Below are 24,855 nucleotides of genomic sequence, written 5' to 3' on the forward strand. Positions count from 1 at the left end.
TTACGGTCTATGAAAAAGCCCTCGACCTGAACCAGGACGGCCAGGACCTGGCCCCTGGCACCGTCACTGGCAGCGAGCCGAGTGCCACCAGTGAAACCGCCAGCGGTAGCTTGGTCGGCTCGATCAGTGGTGCCACCGGCGCCGTCACGTTCACCCTGGTGGGCAACGCCACTGGTGCCTACGGTCAACTGTCACTTCAGCCCGACGGTTCTTATACCTACACCCTGACCTCGCCGGCCACGACCACGCCCCATGCTAACGATGGCCCGAACATGTTGAGCGAAAGCTTCACCTACCAAGCCACGGACACCCTGGGCAACAGCACCACCGGCAGCCTGGTGGTCAGCATCGTCGATGACGTGCCAAAGGCCGTTGCGTCCGAGCGTTCGGTCACGGCGGTGGAGATCGATACGAACCTGCTGATCGTGCTCGACGTGTCCGGCAGCATGAAAGACGACTCCGGCGTGTCGGGGCTTTCGCGGATGGAACTGGCGAAACAGGCGATCAGCGCCTTGCTCGACAAATACGACGACATGGGCGATGTGAAAGTCCAGCTCGTGACCTTCAGCGGCAGCGCTACCGAGCAGAGCACCCTGTGGGTGGATGTGGCAACGGCCAAGACGCTGATCTCGGCGCTGAATGCCCACGGTGACACCAATTATGATGCTGCCGTGGCGATGGCCAAGACTGCGTTCGCAAATCCCGGCCAACTGACCGGCGCACAGAACGTTGGCTATTTCTTCTCCGACGGCAAGCCGACCTTGGGCGAAATCGGCTCGGCAGACGAGGCCGCCTGGAAAGCCTTTCTCGACGCCAACGGCATCAAGAACTACGCCATCGGCCTGGGCGGCGGTGTCAGCAACACACACCTCGACCCGCTGGCCTACGACGGCAGCGCCCACACCAACACCAACGCGGTGGTGGTCACCGACCTGAACCAGCTCAACTCGGTGCTTTCCGACACCGTGCAAGGCGCGCCGGTCACCGGCAACCTGCTGGGCGAGGGGGGCTCGTTCGGCGCCGATGGCGGGTTTATCAAAAGCCTGGTGGTCGATGGCACCACGTACAGCTACGACCCGGCGGCCAACGGTGGCCACGGTGCGCTGACCGCCAGCGGCGGGCTCAACCATGGCTCCTTCAATACCGCTACCAACACACTGAGCATCGCCACCGATCATGACGGCACCCTGGTGGTCAATCTGGATACCGGTGCGTTCAGCTACACCTCCCAGACCGCCACCAGCACCCTGATTACCGAGCACATCGGCTACACCGTCAGTGACAACGATGGCGATCTGGCCAGTTCCAACCTGGTGATCAACGTCGTGCCCAACAGCCCGCCGATCGCTGTCGACGACAACATCATCACCAACGTGCTGTCGGGCAACATCGTGATCCCGGGTGAGTTGCTGCTGGGCAACGACAGCGACGTCAACGGCGATCCGCTCACCGCATCACCCACCAGTTTCAATACCGGTTGGACCGCCAAAGGCGGGGATTTCACTGGCAGCACCGGCACGGCCAGTTTCACCGGCAACAACGTGCAGTCGATCAACCTCAGCCGCAGTGCCTTCGTTGCCAATACCGCGAGCATGACGGCGATGCTGGTGGTCAGCGGTGCACTGGGGATGGTGTCCAATAACAACGCCAACGATGAAGACCGGCTCAACATCAGCCTCAAACAGGGCGAAACCCTCACCCTGGATCACAACCTTTCGGCCGGTCGCATTGCGATGGAGTATTCACTCAACGGCGGGCCATTCATTGCGATCAACGATGGTGCTTCGTTCACAGCGGCAGCGGATGGCAACTACCAGATCCACGTCATCAACATCGCCAATCCCGGCGGTGGTAATTCCAACGCGGCGGAAAACTATCAGCTGACCCTGACCGTCGACTATGCCGGGGCACAGGACAAAACGCCGGATTACCACGGCAGCTACACCGCCAGCGACAACCACGGCGGCAGTGACAGCGCATCGGTAGACATCAGCTATCAGGCGGGCCATACCCTGACGGGCACCAGTGGCGATGATGTGCTGGTGGCCGGCAACGGCGATAACCTCCTCAACGCAGGCGACGGCAACGACATCCTCAGCGCCGGTTCGGGCAACAACACCCTGCATGGCGGGGCAGGCGATGACTTGCTCTACAGTGGCGCGGGGAATGATCTGCTTGACGGCGGTACGGGCAACGACACCGCGAGCTATGCTCACGCGACCGCCGGGGTCACCGTCAACCTGGGTCTGCTTGCGGCGCAGAACACCCTTGGCGCCGGCACCGACACACTGGCAGGCATCGAAAACCTGATGGGTTCGAACTTCAACGACACCCTCATCGGCGACGGCGCCAGCAACCGCATCAACGGCGGATTGGGCCATGACGTGCTCAATGGCGGTGGTGGCGATGACTTGTTGATCGGCGGCCTGGGTAACAACACCCTGACCGGCGGCAGCGGTGCCGATACCTTCCAATGGCAGGCAGGCAACAGCGGCCACGACGTGATCACCGATTTCGCGCCCGGCGTCGACAAACTCGACCTGTCCCAGCTGTTGCAAGGGGAGAACGGCAGCGCGGCGTCACTGGATGATTACCTGCATTTCAGCGTGAGCGGCAGCGGTGCTTCGGTCGTCACCAGCATCGATGTCAGCGCCATTGCCGGCGCCACGCCGAACCAGACCATCGACCTGGCCGGCGTCAACCTTGCCAGTCATTACGGCGTCACGCCGGGGGCGGGGGGAATCATCGGCGGAGCGGACACCGCCACCATCATCAATGGGATGTTGAATGATCATTCGTTGAAAGTGGATACGGTGTGAGCTGAGCTGAAACGACAAAACCCGCCATCTCCGGTCTGGACATGGCGGGTTTTGCCTTTGTGGCGAGGGAGCTTGCTCCCGCTCGGCTGCGCAGCAGTCGTAAACCGGTTGCTGCGGTCTGCCTGGAAGACCACGTCAGGTCCATTTGGGGCGGCTTCGCCACCCAGCGGGAGCAAGCTCCCTCGCCACAGTGGGCAGCGCTGTACTTCCAGATGTACACAGGGTAAGCACAGCCCCACACTCAGGGTTTGCGCAATGTCTTCTGCCTGAGGATATAAACCGTCACCAGCACCGCACTGGTGAGCATGAACCCCCGGGCCCACGGCAGGGGCACCAGATAGCAGGAAAAGAGGATGCTCGCCCACATCAGCCCGATGGCATAGACCTTGCCCTTGAGCGGGATACCGTTGCCGCTGAGGTAGTCGCGGATCCACGGGCCGAGGCGGGGATGTTCTACCAGCCATTGGTAGAAGCGTGGCGAGCTGCGGGCGAAACAGGCCGCCGCCAGGAGCAGGAAAGGGGTGGTGGGCAGAACGGGTACGAAGATGCCGATAACCCCCAGCGCTACGCTCAGCCAGCCAATGGCCAACAGAACGTAACGCAGGATCAGCGGGCGATTGCCAACGGGCGAGGGCACCCGGTCACTCAGTGGTGGCGAGGCTTGAGGATCGCCGGTTTCTCGTCCGGGGCGTTGCACAGCAGGTACAGGGCGGTGAGGGCTTCCGGGATCTGGACGATCATGTCGTCCATCAGGTTGGCGTCGGCGGCGATGTCGGAAAACTCCGGTTGCTCGTCGAACAGGCCGGAACCAACCATGATCGGCAGCAGCATTTCGCTGACTTCCTCTTCGGCGGTTTCGAACCAGGCGGCTTCGCGCAGGAACACGCCTTCCATGAAGCCGATGCACCAGCCACGCAACTCCGAATCGTCCGGGTCATCGCCCAGGTCCAGGTCGCACGGCAGTTCGAATTCTTCGTCGGAGGCCAGTTGACGGGCGATGTGGGCCTTGAGGCCGACCAGCGTGGCTTCGATCTCGGCACGCTGGGCTTCGTCGCTGTAATGCGGCTCTTCGGCGAACAGGGCGTCGATCCATTCACGGTCCGGCACCGTTTCTGCGCAGATGGACAGGGCGGTCAGATAGCCGTGAGCGGCCACGTAGTCCAGCGCCTCTTCGTGCAGCTCATCGGCGTCGAGGAAGACTTGCAGGCGGGTCAGTTGCTCAGCGAAGGACATTACGGGCTACCTTGGGGAATAAACAATGCGGGAATTCTAGGCCTTCTTGAGCGCCCAGGCCAGCCGCGTGGCGTATTTGCCTCTTGAAGGCCGGGGGGGGACACAAATGGAGGGCACCGCAGATCAAATGTGGGAGCGAGCTTGCTCGCGATGAGGGCGGCACATCCAGCACCTTCTCAAAATGACCCACCGCTATCGCGAGCAAGCTCGCTCCCACAGGACTTGTGGCAACAGAAGCAATGTGTTGGGCATCCCAGCCGCTAGCACCTCCTGTCAGCAGCCCCCTTTGCAACGAAGGCCTCGGGTATACTGCCGCGTTTTGTGATGCCCTGCGGCGTCCCGCCGGTTCGAAACGCACACTTACGATTTGCCGGTGCAGCGTTTGTGATCCTGAACCAGCCTTGCAGGGATGTTTTGGTGATTTTTGGAGTTTTTATGCTCGAACAGGCTCAACGCGTCCTCAAGGACATCTTCGGCTACGACAGTTTCCGTGGCCGCCAGGGTGCCATTATTGAGCGCGTGGCCAGCGGTGGCGATGCCCTGGTGCTCATGCCCACCGGCGGCGGCAAATCCTTGTGCTTCCAGGTTCCAGCGCTGTTACGCGACGGCCTGGCGGTGGTGGTCTCGCCGCTGATCGCATTGATGGACGATCAGGTCGCGACCCTTGAAGAACTGGGTGTCGCCGCCGCTGCGCTGAACTCCACCCTCAGTGCCGAGCAGCAGCGAGACCTGGCGACGCGGATCAAGCGCGGCGAAGTGAAAATGTTGTACCTGGCCCCGGAACGCCTGGTGCAGCCGCGCATGCTGGCGTTCCTGCAGAGCCTGGAAATCGCCCTGTTCGCCATCGACGAAGCTCACTGCGTGTCCCAATGGGGCCACGATTTTCGTCGCGAATACCTGCAACTGGGGCAATTGGCGGAACTGTTCCCCGACGTGCCGCGCATCGCCCTGACCGCCACCGCCGACAAGCGCACCCGCGAGGAAATCGTCGAGCGCCTGCACTTGCAGGATGCCGAGCGGTTCCTGTCCAGCTTCGACCGCCCGAATATTTTCTACCGCATCGTGCCCAAGGAGCAGCCGCGCAAGCAGTTGCTGGCGTTTCTCGCCGAACGCCGCAGCGATGCCGGCATAGTCTATTGCCTGTCGCGCAAGAAGGTCGATGAAGTGGCCGCGTTCCTGTGTGAGCAGGGGTTCCCGGCGTTGCCGTATCACGCCGGCCTGCCCAACGACCTGCGGGCCTATCACCAGAAGCGCTTCCTCAACGAGGAAGGTCTGATCATGGTGGCCACCATTGCGTTCGGTATGGGCATCGACAAGCCCAACGTGCGTTTTGTCGCGCACCTGGACCTGCCCAAGTCCCTCGAGGCGTATTACCAGGAAACCGGACGTGCCGGCCGTGATGGCTTGCCGGCCGACGCCTGGATGGCCTACGGCCTGCAAGACGTGGTGATGCTCAAGCAGATGCTGCAGAACTCCGAAGGCGATGAGCGCCACAAGCGCCTGGAGCAGCACAAGCTCGATGCGATGCTCTCGCTGTGCGAAGAAACCCGCTGCCGTCGCCAGACCTTGCTGGCCTATTTTGACGAAGACATGCCCCAGCCTTGCGGGCATTGCGACAACTGTGTCGATGGCGTGGAAACCTGGGACGCCACCGAACCGGCCCGCCAGGCCTTGTCGGCGATTTTCCGTACCGGCCAGCGCTATGGCGTCGGGCATCTGGTGGACGTGTTGCTGGGCAAGGACAACGAGAAGGTCCGCAACTTTGGTCACCAGCACCTTTCGGTGTTCGGCGTGGGCAAGGCGCGCACCGAGAGTGAGTGGCGTTCATTATTCCGACAACTGGTGGCCCGCGGTCTGGCCGACATCGACCTGGAAGGCTACGGCGGCCTGCGCCTGAGTGCGACGTGCCGGCCGTTGCTCAAAGGCGAGGTCACCCTCGAACTGCGCCGCGACCTCAAGCCGGCAACGGCGGTCAAGAGCAGCAAGAGCCAGGCCAGCCAACTGGTGCGTGGCGAAGAGCGCGATCAATGGGAAGCCTTGCGCGCCTTGCGGCGCAAGCTGGCCGAGGAACACGGTGTCCCGCCGTACGTCATCTTTCCCGACTCGACGCTGCTGGAAATGCTCCGCAGCCAGCCCACCTCCCTGGAGGAAATGGCTCGGGTCAGTGGCGTGGGCGCGCGCAAGCTGGAGCGGTATGGCGAGGCCTTCCTCCAGGTACTGGGTGGCGAGGCCGAAGCACCGAAAGCGGTGGCCGATGTGCGCCACGAACTCATCACGCTGGCCCGGGCCGGCATGACACCGTTGCAGATCGCCGGGCAATTGCAGTGCTCGGAAAAGAACGTCTACACGATGCTGGCCGAGGCCATCGGCAAACAGCAGTTGTCCCTGGAGCAGACGCTGGATCTGCCTGAGGAACTGATGGGCGAGGTTCAGGACGCGTTCCTGGATGGCGAAGGTGAGTTACCCCCAGTGTCTGAAGTCGCCGCACTGTTTGTCGGACGAGTTCCCGAAGGCGTGCTGTACTGCGTCAGGGCTGCGTTGCAGTCGGAATTTGAAGTCTGATCAGTGAGTTGCGTTCCTTTAACGATTCAGTACAAGGCGAGCCTTGCTTGAATCCAAAGCTCATGCTTAGCTGACTAATAATTAGTTTTTCTCTATTTCAGATCTGATGAGTTTTTTTATGCCGTTAACCGATCAACACCGTTTTGGCATGCAGTTGGCGCAAATGTCTCGAGGCTGGCGTGCCGAACTGGATCGTCGCCTGGCCGGGCTGGGCCTGTCCCAGGCGCGTTGGCTGGTGCTGTTGCACCTGGCCCGTTTCGAACAGGCGCCGACCCAGCGTGAACTGGCCCAGAGTGTCGCCGTCGAAGGCCCGACCCTGGCTCGGTTGCTCGACAGCCTGGAAACCCAGGGGTTGGTGCAGCGCCAGGCTGTGGCCGAGGACCGCCGGGCCAAGAAAATCGTGCTCTGCGCACCGGCACTCCCCTTGATCGAACAAATCGAAACCATTGCCACACAATTGCGTCGGGAGCTGTTCGAAGGTGTCGACGAGGCGGACATGCGCGTGTGCATGCGGGTCCACGGCACGATCCTGGCCAACCTGGAAAAGTCCTGAGGCATATCCCTGGCGTCAGACTTTTGAGATTCGCCGGTTAGCGAACTATAACCAGTACTAAGTGATCGTATTGGATGCGTTTACGCTCAGTCTGGTAGTCGAAAGGGATGCCCATGCTTGAAAGTTTGCAGTCCACGTTGCGCAGTTGGGTCAACGTGTCGGTCGTCTTGGGTGCCTTGGGGTTTCCGGCTTTGGCGTCAGCGCTGGGGCTTGGCGAGATCACGCTCCATTCCGCCCTGAACCAGCCGCTACGCGCCGATATCGCCCTGGTCGATGTGGCCGGGATCGGCGAGGGCGATCTGTCGGCCAGCCTGGCGAGCCCGGACGATTTCAATCGTGCGGGTGTGGAGCGGGTGTTCTTTCTCAATAACCTGCGCTTCACGCCGGTATTGCGCGGTGATCGCAGCTTCATTCGGGTGACCTCCAACAAGCCGGTGGAGGAGCCGTTTCTCAATTTCCTGGTGCAGCTCAATCAGCCCAACGGGCGTCTGCTGCGCGAATACACCGTGCTGATCGACCCGCCGGGCACGCCGGGTATCGTGCCAGTCCGTGACGAACCCTCCGCGGCCCCGCCGTCCATCAAGCCGCCCCCGGCGGTACAGGGCAAGCGCTACACCGTGGTGCAGGGAGACAACCCCTGGATTATCGCCAAGCGTCTGCATGACGCCGGCAGCAACGCGTCGGTCAATGAGCTGATGCAAGGAATCCAGGCCTTGAACCCCGGCAGTGACCGGCTTTCCATCGGCCAGCGCTTGTTGTTGCCCGATTCGGCCGTGCTGCCGACACCGGCTGCAACCCCTGCCGGCCAGGCCCCCGCCGCGTCCGATGAACAAATGGCCGCCAGCGTGCTGCAAAACCAGCAGCAACAGAAAACCATCGATGAACTGCAGGCCAGGCTCCAGGTCCAGGATGAGGAAATCGCCGGCCAGCGCCAGCAGATCAGTGAATTGCAGACCCGGCTGGCCGAGGTTGCGCCAGTCCCTGTTGCATCGACACAACCGCAACCGGCGCTTCCTGCATCGGAACCGGCGCCGCAAGCGCAACCCGCTACAGAGCCGGTAGTAGAGCCAGAGGGCATCGATTGGGCATGGGGGGCGGGGCTGGTGGGCCTGTTGGGGTTGCTGGCGCTGCTACTGTTTGTTCGGCGTCGGCAGCAGCAGGCCGAGTTGGAACCGATGACCGGGCGGCCCGAGCCGATGCTGGAGGAGGGCGATGAAACCTTTGCAGCAATCCCCGACACGGAACCGCCCGAGAGCGCCGCATCGTTCAATAACGGGGATACGCCCCAGGGTGATGTGCTGGAGGGCGTCGGGATCTACCTGACCTACGGTCGTTTCACCGAGGCCGCTGGGCTGTTGCGCGCCGCGTTGCTGGCGGAGCCGGAACGCACCGACCTGGGCCTCAAGTTGCTGGAAGTACTGGGCAAGCAGGGCGATGTCATCGGTTTCCAGGCCCAGGAACATCATCTACTGGCACAGGGTATCGATGCCGGGACGCTGGAGGATATCCGGGGGCGCTACCCCAAGGTTGCCATGATCGCCGCGCCGACAGTGGCATCGGTACAACCTCAGGTACCGGTTCTTGCACCTGCTTCGGCACCGACCCCGACCCCGACCCCTGCTCCTGAACGTGAGCCGTTGCCTGGTGACGAGTTCGAGTTGGACCTGGATGCACTGTCCATGGAAACCAGCTGGGACCTCGCCGATGCCCAGGACAATACTGCTGAAAAAGAGGACGTCTCACCCCATGCCGTCGAGGGCTTGTCGCTTTCAGGTTTCGACGAACCGGACTTGCAATGGGAAGCGCCACTGGAAACCGAGTCGCTGGACGATGCTTTCCTCGATAGCTTTGCCGACGAAGAACAATCGCTGGAGTTTGAGCCGCTGGCCCTTGAACCTGTTTCCCTGGACACCCTGTCCCTCGAGCCTCAGGCCCCGGAGCACTCGGTCAAGCTGGAACAGGCACAGAATTGCATCGACGATGGCGACCTGAAGACTGCCGTCACCCTGCTTGAAGAACTGCTCGAGGAGGGTGACGAACCCCTCAAGCAGACCGCCCGGGTGCTGCTGGCAGGGATCCGCTAAGGTTGCAGCACAGCCAACATCACCGACACTGACCCACCGCTATCGCGAGCAGGCTCGCTCCCACAGGGATTTGTGGTGGACAGCCATTGCGCGGACACCCATGGACCCCATGTGGGAGCGAGCTTGCTCGCGATAGCGGCCTGTCAGGCTATCAATCCAGCCCAGGCAAACGCCTACCCCTCAAAACGTCTGCCCCAGGTTCAGATACACCGCCTGTTCATCATCGTCGTTAAAGCCATAGCTGAAATTCAGTGGCCCCAGCGGTGTATCGAAACCGAGGAAAATGCTGGCGGCGTTGATGTAGCCGCTGTCGAATTCGTTGTCATTGTTCCAGGCCCGGCCGCGTTCCAGTGAGCCGCCGATGTACAGCGGGAAGTCCAATGGCAGGTAGGTCCGCGGTGTGAGGCGGCGGTAATACACAGCACGCATCAGGCTGATGTTCTGCCCGGAGACCCCGTCTTCGCGAAAGCCCGACAGTTGCCGTGCGCCACCGAGCACAAAGCTGGACGTCACGACCTCTGCGGTGTCCAGTGTTCGGCCGTAGCGCCCACCCAGGATGAAGGTGTCCGGGCCGCTGCTCAGGGCCTTGTCCAGTTTGAACTCCCACTGGCGGTAACGCTGGTCGGAACCCAGCCCCGGTTCGTATTGGCGCCAGGTCAGGCCGATGTCTTCCCCTTCATGGGGGAAATACACGTTGTCGAAGGAGTCGAAGGAGTACTTCAGCTCATAGAAGCCTTCATTGAAGTTTTCGCTGGGCTGGTCGTGATCGCCAATACGCACATCCGCCTTGCCCCAGGCCTGGCCGACACCAAAGCGGATTTCGCCGTTGTTGCCGATCTGGCGGCCCACGTTCAGCCCGAAGCCATAGCGCTCGACGCGATACTGGGCCACTGGATCGTTGTCCAGGATGGACTCCACGTTGCGCGACTCGAATCGCCCGTAGGGGGCGATGAAGTAGCGTGAGCCGACATCCAATGGCTGGTAGAACTCGCTGTACAACTCTTGCTTGCCGCCGATCTGCGCCCGGGTCAGCCATTCGGCGCCCAGGCGATTGATACCGTTGACCCGGTAGCTGGCCCCCAGGTTGAAAGCGCTGTCGCCGCGCATGTCGTCCGACAGGCTCAGCCCCAGTCGCAGGTAGTCGGTGCCGGTGCGCCTGCCTCGGGCGCTGATCACCAGCGTGTGGTCCGGGCCCTTGTGGACCACGCGGTATTGCACCTGTTCGAAGTAGTCCAGGCCGTACAGCGTGCCCATGTCGGTCTGCAGGCGTCCCAGATCCAACGGCTCACCGATCTGCTGGCGAACGTAATAGCGAATCACGTCATCACCGACTTTCGAGTCGTTCTCCACGCGAATGGCGGTGATGACCGGCGTGCGTTCGCTGGGAGTGCGCGCGGCCATGAGTTCGGCGTCGGGCGCCTCGGGCGGACGCAGAGGCGCCAGACGCGCCTGGAGTATCCGGGTGGCGCGGTAGCCGGCGTCGATCATTTCCCGGGCCTGGCCGAAATCGGTGGAGCCGAAGCTCGCCAGGGCCGGCTGGATCAGTACGTCGTCTTTTTTCAGGGTGGCCAGTTGCTCTTCAGAGTTGCGCCGGGTCATCAAGGTGGTCGACTGGTTCAGCACGTCGACCACTGTGACCAGTTGCTTGCGGTTGCGCAGCGGCGTACCGATGTCGACCACGATGGCCACGTCCACGCCCATCTCCCGGGCCACATCCAGCGGGATGTTGTCGGACATGCCGCCGTCCACCAGCAGCCGGCCGTCCAGTTCCACCGGGGCGAACACCGCCGGGATCGACATGCTGGCGCGAATGACCTTGGGCAGGTGACCTTTGCGGAACACGACTTTTTCACCGGTGGCGATGTCAGTGGCGACTGCGCGAAACGGGATCGGCAGTTTGTCGAAGTCCCGTGTATCGCTGGCGTGGGCCAGCAGGCTTTCGAGCAGCAGGGCCAGGTTCTGGCCCTGGATGACCCCCAAGGGCAGGCCGAGGCTGCCGTCGTCGCGAAAGCTCAGTTTCTGTTTTACCAGGAAGTCGCGGTCATCCTGCTTGCGCCGGAATGGCACGTCCTTGCGGGGTGGCGCATCGGACAAGGCCTGTTGCCAGTCGATGCCCAGGGCGAGTTTTTCCAGTTCGTCGATCTTGTAGCCCGAGGCATACAGCCCGCCGATCACCGCGCCCATACTGGTGCCGGCGATGGCATCGATCTTGATGCCTTGCTCTTCCAGGGCCTTGAGCACACCGATGTGGGCCAGCCCTCGTGCGGCGCCGCCGGACAGCACCAGGCCGATTTTCGGGCGTGGCGCGTCGACGGCGGGCTCGTTGGCATGGCCGAGCAGGGGCAACAGCAACAGAAGCAGAAGGGGCAGCAGGCGGCGCATCGTCAATCTCGGGGCGGGCGATCAAAGGCGGGTATTATAGCGACGCCTTCGAACCCAGGAGTTCCCCCGTCATGACTGAACACAAACCGGAAGTCGTCATCACCTATTGCACCCAGTGCCAATGGCTGCTGCGCGCCGCCTGGCTGGCCCAGGAGCTGCTCAGCACCTTTGGCGATGACCTGGGCAAGGTGTCGCTGGTGCCGGGCACCGGCGGTGTGTTCCACATCAGTTGCGACGGCACGCAGATCTGGGAGCGCAAGGCCGACGGCGGGTTTCCCGAGGCCAAGGCCCTCAAGCAGCGGGTCCGCGACCGGATCGATCCGGAGCGGGACCTGGGCCACAACGATCGGGTTCAGTGAGACGCGGCTTGGGCGCCAACCCCCGGTTTCTTTGAACCGCTCAGTTGGCTTGAGATCACGATGGCCGTGATGATCACCACGCCGCCCAGCAGCATGCGCAGGGTCGGGCTCTCATCGAACAGCCACCAGGCCATGGCGATGCCGTAGACCGGCTCCATGGCGAACACCACCGCTGCCGTGCGCGCCTTGATCACCGCCAGGCTGGCGACGAACAGACTGTGGGCCAGGCCGGTGCAGAACACGCCGAGCAAGCCGATCCACAACCAGTCGATGGGGCGAACGTCGCTCAATTGTGGCGCGGCCAGCGGCAGCAGGCACAACCCGACCACCACGTTCTGGCACAGCGCGGCCTGCACCGGCGGCACGTGCGCCGAGCCGGCACGGTTGGTCAATGACAGCAGGGAGAAGAGCAACCCCGAGAACATGGCCCACAGCAGGCCAGTGGTGGCGCCGCTGGCCAGATCGAAGTTAGGCGTGACCAACACCAGGCCGACGCTCACCAACACCACCAACCAGATTTCATTGGCGCGAATCCGCTCGCGGAAGATCAGCCCTTCAAGCAACACCGTGAAGGCCGGGAAGCTGGTGAACCCCAGCGTGGCGACCGCCACGCCGGCAACCTTCACGGCGATGAAGAAACTCACCCAATGTCCGGCCAGCAACAGCCCCCCAAGCAACAATCTTCGGCCATCCTGTGCCCGCAGTTTCTGCCAGCGGCTGCTACTGGCGAACCGGGCAAACATCGCCAGGGCGAGCACGGCGAAGACGGCGCGCCCGAACACAATGACCGTTGGCGAGGCCGCGGCGAGTTTGCCGAATACACCGGTGAGGCCAAACATGAGTGCGCCGATGTGCAGGGCGCCGAGGGCAGTACGAGGTGTCATTTCAATCCTTTCAACAGACAGTGGGGCAACTGGCGAGTGTCTTCTGTGGGAGCGAGCTTGCTCGCGAAAGCGGTGGTTCAGGCAATGCAGATATTGACTGACAGATAGCAATCGCGAGCAAGCTCGCTCCCACAGGATCGTCCCCTAGTATTTAAGCGTTTGGGAGGTGGTGGCGTCTGTCGCGATCCTAGCGATTTTTAGCGCGAAGCTAGCGCTGACGCCGCAGCTTGCCCGGCGAGACGCCGAATTCGCGCAGCACCGCAGCGGCGAAGGCACTTTGGGAGCTGTAGCCGACGCGGTGGGCGATCTCGCCGATGGGCAACTGCGAATCACGCAACAACGCCACGGCCTTGTGCAAGCGGCGGCTGCGGATGTAATCCATCGGGGTTTGCCCGCACTCGGCGACGAAGCGTGCGTGCAGGCGGGCGCTGGAGAGGTCGGCGATTCGCGCCAGGTCCGCCACTTGCAGCGGATAGGCGGCGTTCTGGTCGATGTGGGCGTTGAGTGCGGCGTAGGGCAGGCGCCGGCCGCCGAGGGTTGCCTGGCGAGCGTTATTGAGACTCGCCAGCAGCAGCACCGCGCCTTGCTGGGCGATCACCGGATCGTCCACCGGGCTGCCCGCCAACCAACTGACCAACTGGCTTTGCCCCGCATCCAGGGGCAGGCGCGCGGTGTCGTCGAGCAAACGGCGGCTGGCGTCGGCGTGATCCCCCAGGCATTGCCCGACCCAATCATCACTGGGCACATCCAACACCAGGCAGCGGCTGCCGTGGGGGCTGCCGCAGCCGTGATGCGCGCCGGCCGGTACCACCACGAAGCTTTGTTGCACCACCTGGCTGCCATGCCCTTCGACCTCGAAATCCAGCGCACCAGACAGCCCGAACACCAGTTGGGCATGGTCATGGCTGTGGGCGATCAAGTCGTGGCTGTAGTGGCGTAGCGTGAGGATCGGTCTCATCGCGGTCTCCCGTGTCAGGCCGCCAGCATACACCGAGGGCGCCACGCCCGGCGCTGTCATGCAATGGACTTGTGTTTGTCATGGGCCATTAACCGCTGACGTGCACAGTGGCAAAAACGATCAGAGGGTTGCCCAATGACCAGCGCCGAGCTCGCCAAACCCAGCCGCAAACAGCGTGTTCGCACCCTGTGGATTTCCGATGTGCACCTGGGTACCCGGGATTGCCAGGCCGAGCACCTGTCGCAGTTTCTCAAGGGCTACCACGCCGACAAGATCTACCTGGTGGGTGACATCATCGATGGCTGGAAGCTGCGCGGTGGCATGTATTGGCCCCAGGCCCACACCAACGTCATTCGCCGCTTGCTGACCATGAGCAAGCGCGGCACCGAGGTGATCTACGTCACCGGCAACCATGACGAATTCCTGCGGCGCTATTCGAAGCTGATCCTGGGCAATATCCAGTTGGTGGACGAAGCGGTGCACGTCACTGCCGATGGTCGGCACCTGTTGGTGATCCATGGCGATCAGTTCGATGTCATCACCCGTTACCACCGTTGGCTGGCGTTCCTCGGGGATTCGGCCTACGAGTTCACCCTCACGCTGAACCGCTGGCTCAACCATTGGCGCGCCCGTTACGGCTACGGTTACTGGTCGCTGTCGGCGTACCTCAAGCACAAGGTCAAGACCGCCGTCAGCTTCATCAGTGACTTTGAGGAAGCCATCGCCCACGAGTGTGTGAAGCGCGAACTGCATGGCGTGGTCTGTGGGCATATCCACCATGCCGAGATGCGCAAAGTGGGTGAGGTGGAGTACCTCAATTGTGGCGACTGGGTCGAATCCTGCACGGCGCTGATCGAGCACTGGGACGGGTCGATCGAGTTGTATCGGTTGGCAGAGGCCCAGGCGCGGGAGGCGCTGGCCAAGACTGAGTTGAAAGTGACCGAGCCGGTGTAGGCCGGCCTGACGCTTTCTAAAGCGAACACATAACCCCTGTGGCGAGGGAGCTTGCTCCCGCTGGGCTGCGCAGCAGTCCCTTTTTATGAGCGCTGCGCACTCAAGCGGGAGCAAGCTCCCTCGCCACAGGGATTTGCTGTGTCTGTCAGGCCGGTGTGTCAGTCATCGCCGCCTTGTAGATCGATTGCTTCGGCGCGGCAAACACCCTTTCCAGCATCGGCTCGAAGAAACTCAACGCCAGCGTGTCGTACTCGGGGTCGAACGCCGCCGCGTCATATTTCGCACAAAAGTCGATGGTCGCCTGGTACTGCGGATGATCGAAAAACTGCTCGCGCAGGTGCCGGTCCATGCCCAGGTGATGGAAGAAGTAGTAGCCCTGGAAAATCCCGTGTTTTTCCACCATCCACAGGTTTTCGGCGCTGACGAAGGGCTTGAGGATCGCCGCTGCGATGTCCGGGTGGTTATACGAGCCCAGGGTGTCACCGATATCGTGGAGCAGGGCGCAGACCACGTACTCCTCGTCCTGTCCGTCACGGTAGGCGCGGGTGGCGGTTTGCAGGGAGTGGGTGAGGCGATCCACCGGGAACCCGCCGAAATCGCCGTCCAGCAGTTTCAAGTGGGTCAGGATCCGGCTCGGCAATTGCCGGGCATAGGCGCTGAAATCGGCCGCGATGAGCGCCCAGTCTTCCTGGGTGCCGTCCTGCATGTGGGTAAAGCGTGCATGGGTGTTCATGGGCAGTCCTTTGGCTAGAACGCAACCTTGCCCAGCAGCATGTCGCGGTACATGACGAAATCGCCGAGCAGGCTGTAGAACGGGTGCTGGAAGGTGGCGGGACGGTTCTTTTCGAAGAAGAAGTGCCCGACCCAGGCAAAGCCGTAGCCGGCCACGGGCAGGGCGAGCCACAACCACCCGCTACCCACGACGAGGGCCATGACGAAAATCAGGATGACCAGGGAGGTGCCGATGAAATGCAATCGGCGGCAGGTGCTGTTGCTGTGCTCGCCGAGGTAATACGGGTAGAACTCGGCGAAGGTATTGAATTGTCTGGTGTTTTCCACGACTGCGCTCTCTGTGGTTATTGTTCTGGCGATCGATGCTTCAGGCTTCTCATTCAAGTCTAGAGTGATCATTTGCAACGGCCAGTGACAATGGGCGCCACTCTAGTGTCCGGTCTTACCAATAACGCCCCTTTTGGACGGCTTCTGTTGCCGTCCAAAAGGGGCGTTATTGGTAAGACCGGACACTGCTATCCTTCGCAAATCCAGCCGTACCCTGCGGCTCGTCATGCAAGTAAAACGTCATGAGCGAACGAACGACTTCTTCAAGCTGGGCGATGGGGATTGTCAAGGCGTTGGAAATGGACGGCCTGGATTGTCGGGCGCTGTTCCAGCAACTGGGACTGGACTTTGATGCGCTGGATGATCCGGATGCACGTTTCCCCCAGGACTCGATGACGCGGCTCTGGCTGCGGGCGGTGGAGGTGTCGGGTAACCCGGCCATTGGCTTGAACATGGGCAAAGTGGTGCGCCCGGCCTCGTTCCATGTGGTTGGCTACGCCTTGATGTCCAGTCGCACCCTGGCAGAAGGCTTTCAACGGCTGGTGCGATACCAGCGGATCATTGCCGAAAGCGCCGAATTGAGTTTTCGTCGGTTGGAAGAAGGCTACGGGCTGATCCTGACGGTGCATGGGGACCATCTGCCCCCCACTCGCCAAAGTGCCGAAGCGTCCCTGGCCTGTGCGTTGGCGCTATGCAGTTGGCTGACCGGGCGCGCCCTGCACCCGGTGAAAGTGCTGTGCCAAGGCGCCGAGCCCTTGGACCTGGCGCCTTATCAGCGAGCTTTCTGCGCGCCGTTGGTGTTCGACGCCCCTTATGACGCACTGATTTTTGAACGGGCCGACATGGAGGCGCCGCTGCCGACGGCCAACGAAGCCATGGCGCAGCTTCACGACCGGTTTGCCGGGGAGTATCTCGCGCGTTTTTCGGAAAGCCGCGTGACCCACAAGGCGCGCCAAGTGTTGTGCCGACTGTTGCCCCAGGGCGAGCCCAAGCGAGACGTGGTGGCGCAGACGCTGCATCTGTCGCAGCGCACTTTGCAGCGGCGCTTGCAGGAGGAAGGCACGAGTTTCCAGAGCCTGCTCGAAGACACCCGTCGCGAACTGGCCGAGCAGTACCTGGCGCAGCCGGGCATGACGCTGCTGGAAATCGCCTATCTGCTGGGTTTTGCCGACCCAAGCAATTTTTTTCGGGCCTTTCGCCGCTGGTTCGACACCACGCCGGGCGAGTACCGGGCACGGTTGTCGAGCCAGTCTTGACCGGTCAGTGACGCCAGAACGCCGGGATACACAGCACGAATACCGTAATGATTTCCAGTCGGCCCAGCAGCATGCCGCCTGACAGAATCCACTTGGCCGCGTCCGGCAGCGGTGCGAAGTTGCCAGCCGGCCCGATGGTTTCCCCCAGCCCCGGGCCGACACCGGACACGGTACTGGCTGCACCGGTCAGCGCCGTCATCCATTCCACCCCCAGCAGCGACAGCAGCAGCGCGATCACGCAGATGGTGATGGCGAAGAAGAACGAGAACGTAAGGATCGAGCGGACGATTTCTTCGTCGAGGCGATGACCGTTGTATTTCTGCTTGATCACCGCGCGCGGGTGGATCAGTTGATTAAGGTTGGCCCGCAGCAGGATGTAGGCGACCTGGAAGCGGAAGATCTTGATCCCGCCAGCCGTCGAGCCCGAGCAACCGCCGACGAACCCCAGGTAGAAGAACAGCATCAGCGAGAAATTGCCCCACAAGCTGTAGTCGCCCAGGGCAAAGCCGGTGGTGGTGACGATGGACGTCACGTTCAGTGCCACGTGCCGCAACGCGTCCAGCCAGTGCAGGTCGGTGGTTGCCCAATACCAGGTGCCGAGCACCAGCCAGGTCACCAGCAGTACGCCGATAAGCCCCTGGACCTGCTGGTCCTTGATCAGCGCCCGGCGATTGCCTCGCAGCGTCGATACATACAGGGCAAACGGTAGGCTGCCGAGGATCATGATGACGATGGTGACCCAGTGCACGGCCGGTTGGGTCCATTTGGCCAGGGACAGGTCCGAGGTGGAAAAACCGCCGGTGGAGATCGCCGACATCGCATGGTTGATGGCATCGAACAGGCTCATCCCGGCCCACCAGAGCGCCAGGGTACCTAGAATGGTGATGCCCACGTAGGACGCCACGATCAGCCGCGCCACCATGTGGGAACGGGGCATGACTTTTTCCGAGCGGTCCGACGACTCGGTCTGGAACAACCGCATGCCACCGATGCGCAGCAGGGGCAGGATCGCCACCGCCATGCCGATGAAGCCGATGCCGCCGAGCCAGTGCAGCAGCGAGCGCCACATCAGGATACCCGGGGACATGTTGTCCAGGCCACTCAGGACGGTTGCGCCGGTTGCGGTGATGCCGGACATGCTTTCGAAAAACGAGTCGGTGTAGCTGATCTTCTGGGTCAGCAGGAACGGCAGCGCGGCAAACACACACACCACCAGCCAACTGCTGACGGTCAGCAGGTACATGTCCCGCGGGCGCAGGTGGATGTGCTCCGGGCGTCCGGGAAGAATCAGGGCCAGGCCGGCAACAAAGGTGATCATGCTCGACCAGAGGAAAGACGGCAGGTCGCTGGTGCGCTCATAGATCAGCAGCGTGGCCATGGGCACGACCATGAAGATCGCCAGGGTGATCAGGAAGATGCCGATGATGAAACCAATGATCCGCAGGGTCGGCAACGCCATGAAGTCCGCTCAGGCTGAAAGGGAAGGGCGCCATTCTACCTGCGGCAAGCGGCATGTAAACCGGAAGCCGGCGGGGCCTGGGCGCTTGGCCGCGGAATTTGAGCTAACGAACTCGCCGCGCAGCCACTAGAATAGCCGGACATTTTTTCAGGAGGTGGCCGATGCAGGCTCTCGACGCTTTGCTCAACCGTGTTTCCGTCCCGCGCCTGGTGGACCCGGCCCCCACGCCGGAGCAGCGCGAACTCATGTTCGCCGCGGCCATGCGGGCGCCGGATCACGGCCAGTTGCGGCCATGGCGCTTTCTGACGGTCGAAGGGCAGGCGCGCAATCGCATGGGCGAACTGCTGGCCGAAGCGGCGCGGTTCAATGACCCGCTGGTACCGGAAGCGGTCGTGGAAAAGGCCCTCAACGGCCCATTGCGTGCGCCTTTGGTCGTGGTGGTGATTGCCCGCCTGCAGGACCATTTCAAGATCCCCAAGTCCGAGCAACTGCTGGCGGCCGGCTGCGCGGCTCATGGCATCCTACTGGCGGCGTATGCCCAAGGGGTCGGTGGGGTGTGGCGGACCGGTGAGCTGGCGTATTCGCCGCATGTGGCCAGGGGGCTTGGCCTTGAAGACGGGGAAGAGGTGATTGGTTTCCTCTACCTGGGCACGCCGCAGAAAGAAGCGCGTACGGCGCCGAAAGTGGAAACCGCCGAATTTGTCAGCGAGTGGACAGGCCTGTAGGTAGAGAGTCTGGCGCAGCGCCTGTGGTGAAGAGGACTTATCTGTGGCGAGGGGATAAATCCCCTCGCCACAAGGGGATTTGTTCAGCTATTTAAAGGCTGGTTATCTGCAAACGTCAGCAATCGCCTCGGCCAGCAGGTCCAGGCGCGTCGCATCGATGCCGGCCACGTTGGCCCGGCCGGTGCCGACCATGTAGACGCTGTGGCGCTCGCGCAGGTGCTTGACCTGTTCCGGGGTCAGGCCGGTGTAGGAAAACATCCCGCGTTGCACGCCGATATGGGCGAAGCGCTCGCGCAAGCCATGGGGTTCGAGGGCCTCCAGCAAGCCGCTGCGCAATTGCGCGATGCGCAGGCGCATGGCCTGGACTTCATCGGCCCACAGGCTCTTGAGTTCCGGGTTGCCGAGGATGGTCGCCACCACGGCCGCGCCATGGTCCGGCGGTGTCGACCACAGGTTACGGGCGATGTTTGCCAGTTGACTGCGGATGTCCACCAGCTTCTCGGCATCCCGGGCGCAGACGATCAACGCACCCGTACGATCGCGGTAGAGGCCGAAGTTCTTCGAGCAGGAACTGGTGACCAGCACTTCCGGCAGGGCCTGGGCAAACAGCCGGACCGCCCAGGCATCCTGCTCCAACCCATCGCCGAAGCCCTGGTAGGCGAAGTCGATCAGCGGTAGCAGGTCGCGGCTGCGCACCACCTCCAGCACCTGACGCCATTGCTCATGGGACAGGTCGAACCCGGTGGGGTTGTGGCAACAGGCGTGCAGCAGCACCACATCACCCTTGGGCGCCTGGTTCAGGACCGCCAGCATTGCCTCGAAATCCAGACGGTTATCGGTCCCCACGTACGGGTAATGACTGACCTTGACCCCGGCCGCGGCGAAGATGGTTTCGTGGATCGGCCAGGTCGGGTTGCTCAGCCATACGCCACGGCCCGGCAGGCACTGGGCGATGAAGTCGGCGCTCAGGCGCAGCGCACCGGTGCCGCCCGGTGTCTGGGTGGCGCCGGCACGTTTTACGCTGATCAGCGGCGAGTCGGCGCCCAGCACCAGCTCGTTGATCAACTGGCCGAACGCAGCGTCGCCGTGACCGCCGATGTAGGTCTTGGTGGTCTGGCGATCCACCAGTCGCTGCTCGGCCTGCTTCACGGATTGAAGAATCGGCGTCAAGCCCTGGGCGTCCTTGTAGACGCCCACGCCCAGGTCGAACTTGCTCGGGTTGCTGTCCGCCCCGTAGGCCTCCATCAGACCAAGGATCGGGTCGCCGGGTACCCGGCCGATGGCGTCGAAATGCATTACTTGCGGCCCTCGGCGGTCTTGGCCACGTCATCGGTGCGGGCGGCCATGATGAAGTCGTTGCGGTGCAGGCCCTTGATGGAGTGGCTCCACCAGGTCACGGTGACTTTGCCCCATTCGGTGAGCAGGCCTGGGTGGTGGCCTTCGGCCTCGGAGATTTCACCGACGGCGTTGGTGAATGCCAGGGCATGTTTGAAATTCTTGAACAGGAAAACTTTTTCCAGCTGCATCACGCCGTCGCGCACTTCGATGTTCCAGTCGGGGATCTGCTTGATCAGTACCGGCAGTTCTTCGTCGCTGACTTGTGGGGCGTCGGCGCGGCAGGCTTCGCAATGGGCTTGGTTCAGAGTGTTCATGGTGTGTTCCTGGATCGAATTTTTGAAAACGTCGATGCACCCACGCTAAAGCAAAGCCGCGTTGTGCAACAGACTCAATTGAGATTAAAAGACGCGGTTCACGCAGCCTTTGGTGGGAATTTCGGCGTGTGCAGGCCCAGTTCCCGACCGCGCTTGACCATGCCCATGATGTCTTCGTGGGCCAGGTCGAACAGGCGCTTGAGCTCGGGCAGCACGAAATACACCGGTTGCAGGATGTCGATGCGATACGGCGTGCGCATGGCTTCCAGTGGATCGAAGGCCTGGTGCTCGGGCTCGTCGGACAGGCAGTACACGGTTTCCTTGGGCGAAGACAGGATGCCGCCGCCATAGATGCGCCGGCCCTGTGGGGTCTCCACCAGGCCGAACTCGATGGTCATCCAGTACAGGCGCGCCAGGTAAACGCGTTCTTCCTTGGACGCCTGTAGGCCGAGTTTGCCGTAGGTGTGGGTGAATTCGGCAAACCAGGGGTTGGTCAGCAACGGGCAGTGGCCAAAGATCTCGTGGAAAATGTCCGGCTCTTGCAGGTAATCCAGCTCTTCACGGGTACGAATAAAGGTCGCCACCGGAAACTGTTTGCTGGCGAGCAATTCGAAAAAGGTCTGGAAGGGGATCAACGCCGGCACCCGGGCGACTTGCCAGCCCGTGGTCTCGCCCAGCACTTGGTTGATTTCGCCCAGTTGCGGGATGCGGTCGTGGGGCAGGCCCAGCTTGTCGATGCCGTCCAGGTATTCCTGGCACGCACGGCCTTCGATGACATTCAGCTGGCGGGTGATCAGCGTGTTCCACACCGCGTGTTCTTCGTCGGTGTAGTGGATAAAACCTTGCGCATCGGGCTCGCGGGCCACGTACTGCGTCTGCTTCATGCTGCTCTCCTGCTGATTTCCCTCTGGGGGAAGATGTGTTGTTTTTATGTCCAGCGATGCAATAGAGATAGCGCGAAGCAGCGGTGTGCGCATCGGCTTGGGGGGCGATGGATCAGGCGAACGAAAGCTCAAATCGTAAAGTATTCGTTACGATTTGGCCGGCACTACGATGTTGTCGGGTTTTTCAGGTGGGAATCGGCCTACATCTGTAACATAATCTTGACGACTATTTGCGTTGTCGCGCAGAAAACCTTTGTGGCGAGGGAGCTTGCTCCCGCTGGGGCGCGAAGCGGCCCTGTTTTTTGGGGCTGCTGCGCAGCCCAGCGGGAGCAAGCTCCCTCGCCACAGGGGGATTTGAATGACGCGCCTTTCTATCTCATACGCACCCGGGCCTCTTCATGCGCATCAAAGTCCATTGCCAGAACCGCATCGGCATCCTGCGGGACATCCTCAACCTGTTGGTGGAGTACGGCATCAACGTCGCCCGGGGGGAGGTCGGTGGCGAGCATGGCAATGCGATCTACCTGCACTGCCCGAACCTGATCAACATCCAGTTTCAGGCGCTGCGTCCGAAATTCGAAGGCATCGCCGGGGTGTTTGGCGTCAAGCGTGTAGGACTGATGCCTAGCGAGCGTCGGCACATGGAGCTCAACGCCTTGCTCGGCGCCCTGGAGTTTCCGGTGCTGTCCATCGACATGGGCGGTTCGATCGTTGCAGCCAACCGGGCGGCGGCGCAGTTGCTCGGCGTGCGGGTGGACGAGGTGCCAGGGATCCCCCTGTCCCGCTATGCCGAGGATTTCGACTTGCCGGAACTGGTGCGCGCCAACCAGTCGCGTATCAACGGCCTGCGGGTCAAGGTCAAGGGCGACGTGTTCCTGGCCGACATCGCGCCGCTGCAATCGGAGCACGACGACAGCGAAGCCATGGCCGGTGCGGTGCTGACGCTGCACCGGGCCGACCGGGTGGGCGAACGTATCTATAACGTGCGCAAACAGGAGCTGCGTGGCTTCGACAGTATTTTCCAGAGTTCGAAGGTCATGGCAGCGGTGGTTCGTGAGGCCCGGCGCATGGCACCGCTGGACGCGCCGCTATTGATAGAGGGTGAAACCGGCACGGGCAAGGAGCTGCTGGCCCGCGCCTGTCACCTGGCGAGTCCGCGCGGGCAATCGCCCTTGATGGCGCTCAACTGTGCCGGGCTGCCGGAGTCCATGGCCGAGACCGAACTGTTCGGCTACGGCCCGGGTGCCTTCGAAGGCGCCCGGGCCGAAGGCAAGCTTGGACTGCTGGAGCTGACCGCCGGGGGAACGCTGTTCCTCGATGGTGTGGGGGAGATGAGCCCGCGCTTGCAAGTGAAACTGCTGCGCTTTCTGCAGGACGGTTGCTTCCGGCGTGTTGGCAGCGATGAGGAGGTGTACCTGGACGTCAGGGTGATCTGCGCCACCCAGGTCGATTTGTCCGAACTCTGCGCCCGGGGCGAATTCCGTCAGGATCTGTACCACCGCTTGAACGTGCTTTCCTTGCACATTCCACCGTTGCGCGAATGCCTCGATGGTCTGGCGCCGCTGGTGGAGCATTTCCTCGACCAGGCCAGCCGCCAGATCGGCTGTGCCCTGCCCAAGCTGGCCCCGGCGGCGATGGACCGTCTCAGTCACTACCACTGGCCGGGCAACGTCCGGCAGTTGGAAAACGTGCTGTTCCAGGCCGTTTCCCTGTGCGATGGCGGCACGGTCAAGGCTGAGCATATCCGCCTGCCGGATTACGGCGTGCGCCAACCCCTTGGCGATTTTTCCCTCGAGGGTGGCCTGGACGAGATCGTCGGGCGTTTCGAGAAAGCGGTGCTGGAGCGCTTGTACTCCGAGCACCCCAGCAGCCGGCAGTTGGGCAAGCGGCTGGGGGTTTCCCATACGACCATTGCCAACAAGTTGCGTGAGTATGAAGTGGGCAAAGAATCTGGCGCGTGAAGATAGGCGTTTCGTGGCGAGGGAGCTTGCTCCCGCTCGATTGCGCAGCAATCGCCAAAAGTGTGGGGCCGCTACGCAGCCCAGCGGGAGCAAGCTCCCTCGCCACAGGGGGCGTCCATTGATCAGGATAGGCGGACACTTGCCGTAAGCGGCACGACACCGCCGGTTTTTCGTCTTCGATACTTTTGCAGAATCCCTTCCAGAACCCCCAGGCCCTTTGTTTACCGGGTCCATCCGCGCCAGAAAAAAGTTGGTCTGCAAATTGCTTAAGGCTGTGCAACACAGCAGTGGGCGGCAAACGTCCGGCATGCAGAGGAACGACAGTGGACAAGTACCTTTATGTGGCAATGACCGGCGCCAGCCAGAACGCACTGGCGCAGCGGGCCCATGCCAACAACCTGGCGAACATCTCCACCAATGGTTTTCAGAAAGACCTGGAGCAGGCACGTTCGATGCCGGTGTTCGGCGACAGCTTTCCGGCGCGGGCGTTTGCCCTGTCCGAACGGCCTGCCACGGATTTCACCCCGGGTGCGCTGATTGAAACCGGTCGTGACCTCGACGTGGCGGTCAGCGGGCCTGGCTGGATGGCTGTGCAGAACCCTGACGGCGGAGAAAGCTACGTGCGCACCGGCAGCCTCAATGTTGACGCCCTGGGTGTGCTGCGCGCCGGCAACGGCATGCCGGTAATGGGCAATGGCGGTCCGATCGCCGTGCCGCCGGAGCAGAAGATCGAGATCGGCCAGGACGGCACCATCAGCATCCGCGCCATGGGCGAAGGCCCGCGGGTGATGGCTGAAGTTGACCGCATCAAGCTGGTCAACCCGGACCTCAAGACCATGACCAAGGGCCTGGACGGTTCGATCCGTACCAAGGACGGCCAGCCGGCGCCCATCGACGGCAACGTGCAGTTGGTGTCGGGTTTCCAGGAGGCGAGCAACGTCAACGCCGTGGATGAGATGACCTCGGTGCTGGCCCTGGCCAAGCAGTTCGAGCTCCACGTCAAGATGATGAACACCGCCAAAGAAGGCGATGAAGCCATGGCTCGGGTCTTGCAGATCTAACTATTAATTA

The 24,855-nt window shown here is 62.2% G+C and carries 21 protein-coding genes; 10 read left to right on the forward strand and 11 right to left on the reverse strand.

Going from position 1 to position 24,855, the window contains the following annotated elements:
- On the forward strand, positions 1-2,819 hold a 2,819-nt coding region (locus Q7F16_RS24630; RefSeq protein ID WP_409557456.1), incomplete at its 5' end, for a type I secretion C-terminal target domain-containing protein.
- 241 nt (positions 2,820-3,060) lie between these two features.
- On the opposite strand, the gene Q7F16_RS24635 is transcribed toward Q7F16_RS24630, so the two are convergent.
- Positions 3,061-3,456, reverse strand: a complete 396-nt coding sequence (locus tag Q7F16_RS24635; protein WP_046062963.1) for a YbaN family protein — start codon at positions 3,454-3,456, stop codon at positions 3,061-3,063.
- 8 nt (positions 3,457-3,464) lie between these two features.
- Positions 3,465-4,052, reverse strand: coding sequence for a UPF0149 family protein (locus Q7F16_RS24640; protein ID WP_003198997.1), 588 nt, complete (start codon positions 4,050-4,052; stop codon positions 3,465-3,467).
- A gap of 435 nt (positions 4,053-4,487) precedes the next feature.
- Between Q7F16_RS24640 and recQ the strand changes: the two genes are divergently transcribed.
- The 3 genes from recQ (at position 4,488) to Q7F16_RS24655 (ending at position 9,251) form a co-directional block, all read left to right on the forward strand.
- Positions 4,488-6,614 carry a DNA helicase RecQ gene (gene recQ, locus Q7F16_RS24645; protein ID WP_409556421.1) on the forward strand — a complete coding sequence of 709 codons (2,127 nt, stop codon included), beginning with the start codon at positions 4,488-4,490 and terminating at the stop codon, positions 6,612-6,614.
- 118 nt (positions 6,615-6,732) lie between these two features.
- Positions 6,733-7,167 carry a MarR family transcriptional regulator gene (locus Q7F16_RS24650; RefSeq protein WP_003199001.1) on the forward strand — a complete coding sequence of 145 codons (435 nt, stop codon included), beginning with the start codon at positions 6,733-6,735 and terminating at the stop codon, positions 7,165-7,167.
- A 113-nt stretch (positions 7,168-7,280) separates the two neighbouring features.
- Positions 7,281-9,251: a FimV/HubP family polar landmark protein gene (locus Q7F16_RS24655; RefSeq protein WP_409556422.1), complete on the forward strand. Its 1,971-nt coding sequence runs from the start codon at positions 7,281-7,283 to the stop codon at positions 9,249-9,251.
- 180 nt (positions 9,252-9,431) lie between these two features.
- On the opposite strand, the gene Q7F16_RS24660 is transcribed toward Q7F16_RS24655, so the two are convergent.
- Positions 9,432-11,633 (reverse strand): patatin-like phospholipase family protein, encoded by a 2,202-nt coding sequence (locus Q7F16_RS24660; protein WP_409556423.1) that lies wholly within the window; start codon positions 11,631-11,633, stop codon positions 9,432-9,434.
- Between the two features lie 71 nt (positions 11,634-11,704).
- Here Q7F16_RS24660 and Q7F16_RS24665 point away from each other — a divergent pair, with 71 nt between their 5' ends.
- A complete protein-coding gene (locus tag Q7F16_RS24665) occupies positions 11,705-11,992 on the forward strand; it encodes a SelT/SelW/SelH family protein (protein ID WP_046062968.1) in 288 nt (95 codons plus the stop codon).
- Here the strand turns inward: Q7F16_RS24665 and Q7F16_RS24670 are convergent.
- Together Q7F16_RS24670 and Q7F16_RS24675 are read right to left on the reverse strand one after the other, a co-directional pair.
- Positions 11,986-12,876 (reverse strand): DMT family transporter, encoded by an 891-nt coding sequence (locus Q7F16_RS24670; RefSeq protein ID WP_046062969.1) that lies wholly within the window; start codon positions 12,874-12,876, stop codon positions 11,986-11,988. The two genes, Q7F16_RS24665 and Q7F16_RS24670, sit on opposite strands and share 7 nt — an antisense overlap.
- Positions 12,877-13,084: 208 nt before the next feature.
- Positions 13,085-13,834, reverse strand: a complete 750-nt coding sequence (locus Q7F16_RS24675) for a helix-turn-helix transcriptional regulator (protein ID WP_057448540.1) — start codon at positions 13,832-13,834, stop codon at positions 13,085-13,087.
- Positions 13,835-13,969: 135 nt separating this feature from the next.
- Between Q7F16_RS24675 and Q7F16_RS24680 the strand changes: the two genes are divergently transcribed.
- Positions 13,970-14,788 (forward strand): UDP-2,3-diacylglucosamine diphosphatase, encoded by an 819-nt coding sequence (locus Q7F16_RS24680; RefSeq protein ID WP_409556424.1) that lies wholly within the window; start codon positions 13,970-13,972, stop codon positions 14,786-14,788.
- 145 nt (positions 14,789-14,933) lie between these two features.
- Here the strand turns inward: Q7F16_RS24680 and Q7F16_RS24685 are convergent, their stop codons facing one another.
- Together Q7F16_RS24685 and Q7F16_RS24690 are read right to left on the reverse strand one after the other, a co-directional pair.
- A complete protein-coding gene (locus Q7F16_RS24685) occupies positions 14,934-15,521 on the reverse strand; it encodes an HD domain-containing protein (RefSeq protein WP_079305218.1) in 588 nt (195 codons plus the stop codon).
- Positions 15,522-15,535: 14 nt separating this feature from the next.
- The gene (locus tag Q7F16_RS24690; RefSeq protein WP_046062973.1) at positions 15,536-15,847 is read right to left on the reverse strand and encodes a DUF962 domain-containing protein; all 312 of its coding nucleotides are present in this window, start codon (positions 15,845-15,847) and stop codon (positions 15,536-15,538) included.
- Positions 15,848-16,089: 242 nt separating this feature from the next.
- On the opposite strand from Q7F16_RS24690, the gene Q7F16_RS24695 reads away from it, so the two are divergent.
- The gene (locus Q7F16_RS24695; protein ID WP_079305219.1) at positions 16,090-17,103 is read left to right on the forward strand and encodes an AraC family transcriptional regulator; all 1,014 of its coding nucleotides are present in this window, start codon (positions 16,090-16,092) and stop codon (positions 17,101-17,103) included.
- A gap of 4 nt (positions 17,104-17,107) precedes the next feature.
- On the opposite strand, the gene Q7F16_RS24700 is transcribed toward Q7F16_RS24695, so the two are convergent.
- A complete protein-coding gene (locus Q7F16_RS24700; RefSeq protein ID WP_014337125.1) occupies positions 17,108-18,562 on the reverse strand; it encodes a TrkH family potassium uptake protein in 1,455 nt (484 codons plus the stop codon).
- A gap of 161 nt (positions 18,563-18,723) precedes the next feature.
- On the opposite strand from Q7F16_RS24700, the gene Q7F16_RS24705 reads away from it, so the two are divergent.
- Positions 18,724-19,287 (forward strand): NAD(P)H nitroreductase, encoded by a 564-nt coding sequence (locus Q7F16_RS24705; RefSeq protein WP_046062975.1) that lies wholly within the window; start codon positions 18,724-18,726, stop codon positions 19,285-19,287.
- Between the two features lie 102 nt (positions 19,288-19,389).
- Here the strand turns inward: Q7F16_RS24705 and Q7F16_RS24710 are convergent, their stop codons facing one another.
- The 3 genes from Q7F16_RS24710 to phhA all read right to left on the reverse strand — a co-directional run bounded on the left by Q7F16_RS24710 (position 19,390) and on the right by phhA (position 21,823).
- Positions 19,390-20,583 (reverse strand): amino acid aminotransferase, encoded by a 1,194-nt coding sequence (locus Q7F16_RS24710; RefSeq protein WP_046062976.1) that lies wholly within the window; start codon positions 20,581-20,583, stop codon positions 19,390-19,392.
- Complete coding sequence (locus Q7F16_RS24715; protein WP_003184087.1) at positions 20,583-20,939, reverse strand: 4a-hydroxytetrahydrobiopterin dehydratase; 357 nt, start codon at positions 20,937-20,939, stop codon at positions 20,583-20,585. The genes Q7F16_RS24710 and Q7F16_RS24715 overlap by 1 nt, the downstream gene beginning before the upstream one ends.
- A gap of 98 nt (positions 20,940-21,037) precedes the next feature.
- The gene (gene phhA, locus Q7F16_RS24720; protein WP_409556425.1) at positions 21,038-21,823 is read right to left on the reverse strand and encodes a phenylalanine 4-monooxygenase; all 786 of its coding nucleotides are present in this window, start codon (positions 21,821-21,823) and stop codon (positions 21,038-21,040) included.
- 398 nt (positions 21,824-22,221) lie between these two features.
- Between phhA and Q7F16_RS24725 the strand changes: the two genes are divergently transcribed.
- Both Q7F16_RS24725 and Q7F16_RS24730 read left to right on the forward strand, forming a co-directional pair.
- A complete protein-coding gene (locus Q7F16_RS24725; RefSeq protein ID WP_046062977.1) occupies positions 22,222-23,784 on the forward strand; it encodes a sigma-54-dependent phenylalanine hydroxylase transcriptional regulator PhhR in 1,563 nt (520 codons plus the stop codon).
- A gap of 323 nt (positions 23,785-24,107) precedes the next feature.
- Positions 24,108-24,845, forward strand: coding sequence for a flagellar basal body rod protein FlgF (locus Q7F16_RS24730; protein ID WP_014337130.1), 738 nt, complete (start codon positions 24,108-24,110; stop codon positions 24,843-24,845).
- Positions 24,846-24,855 lie beyond the last annotated feature (10 nt).

Source organism: Pseudomonas sp. Lb2C2 (assembly GCF_052112205.1).
Classification (GTDB): Bacteria; Pseudomonadota; Gammaproteobacteria; order Pseudomonadales; family Pseudomonadaceae; genus Aquipseudomonas; species Aquipseudomonas kilonensis.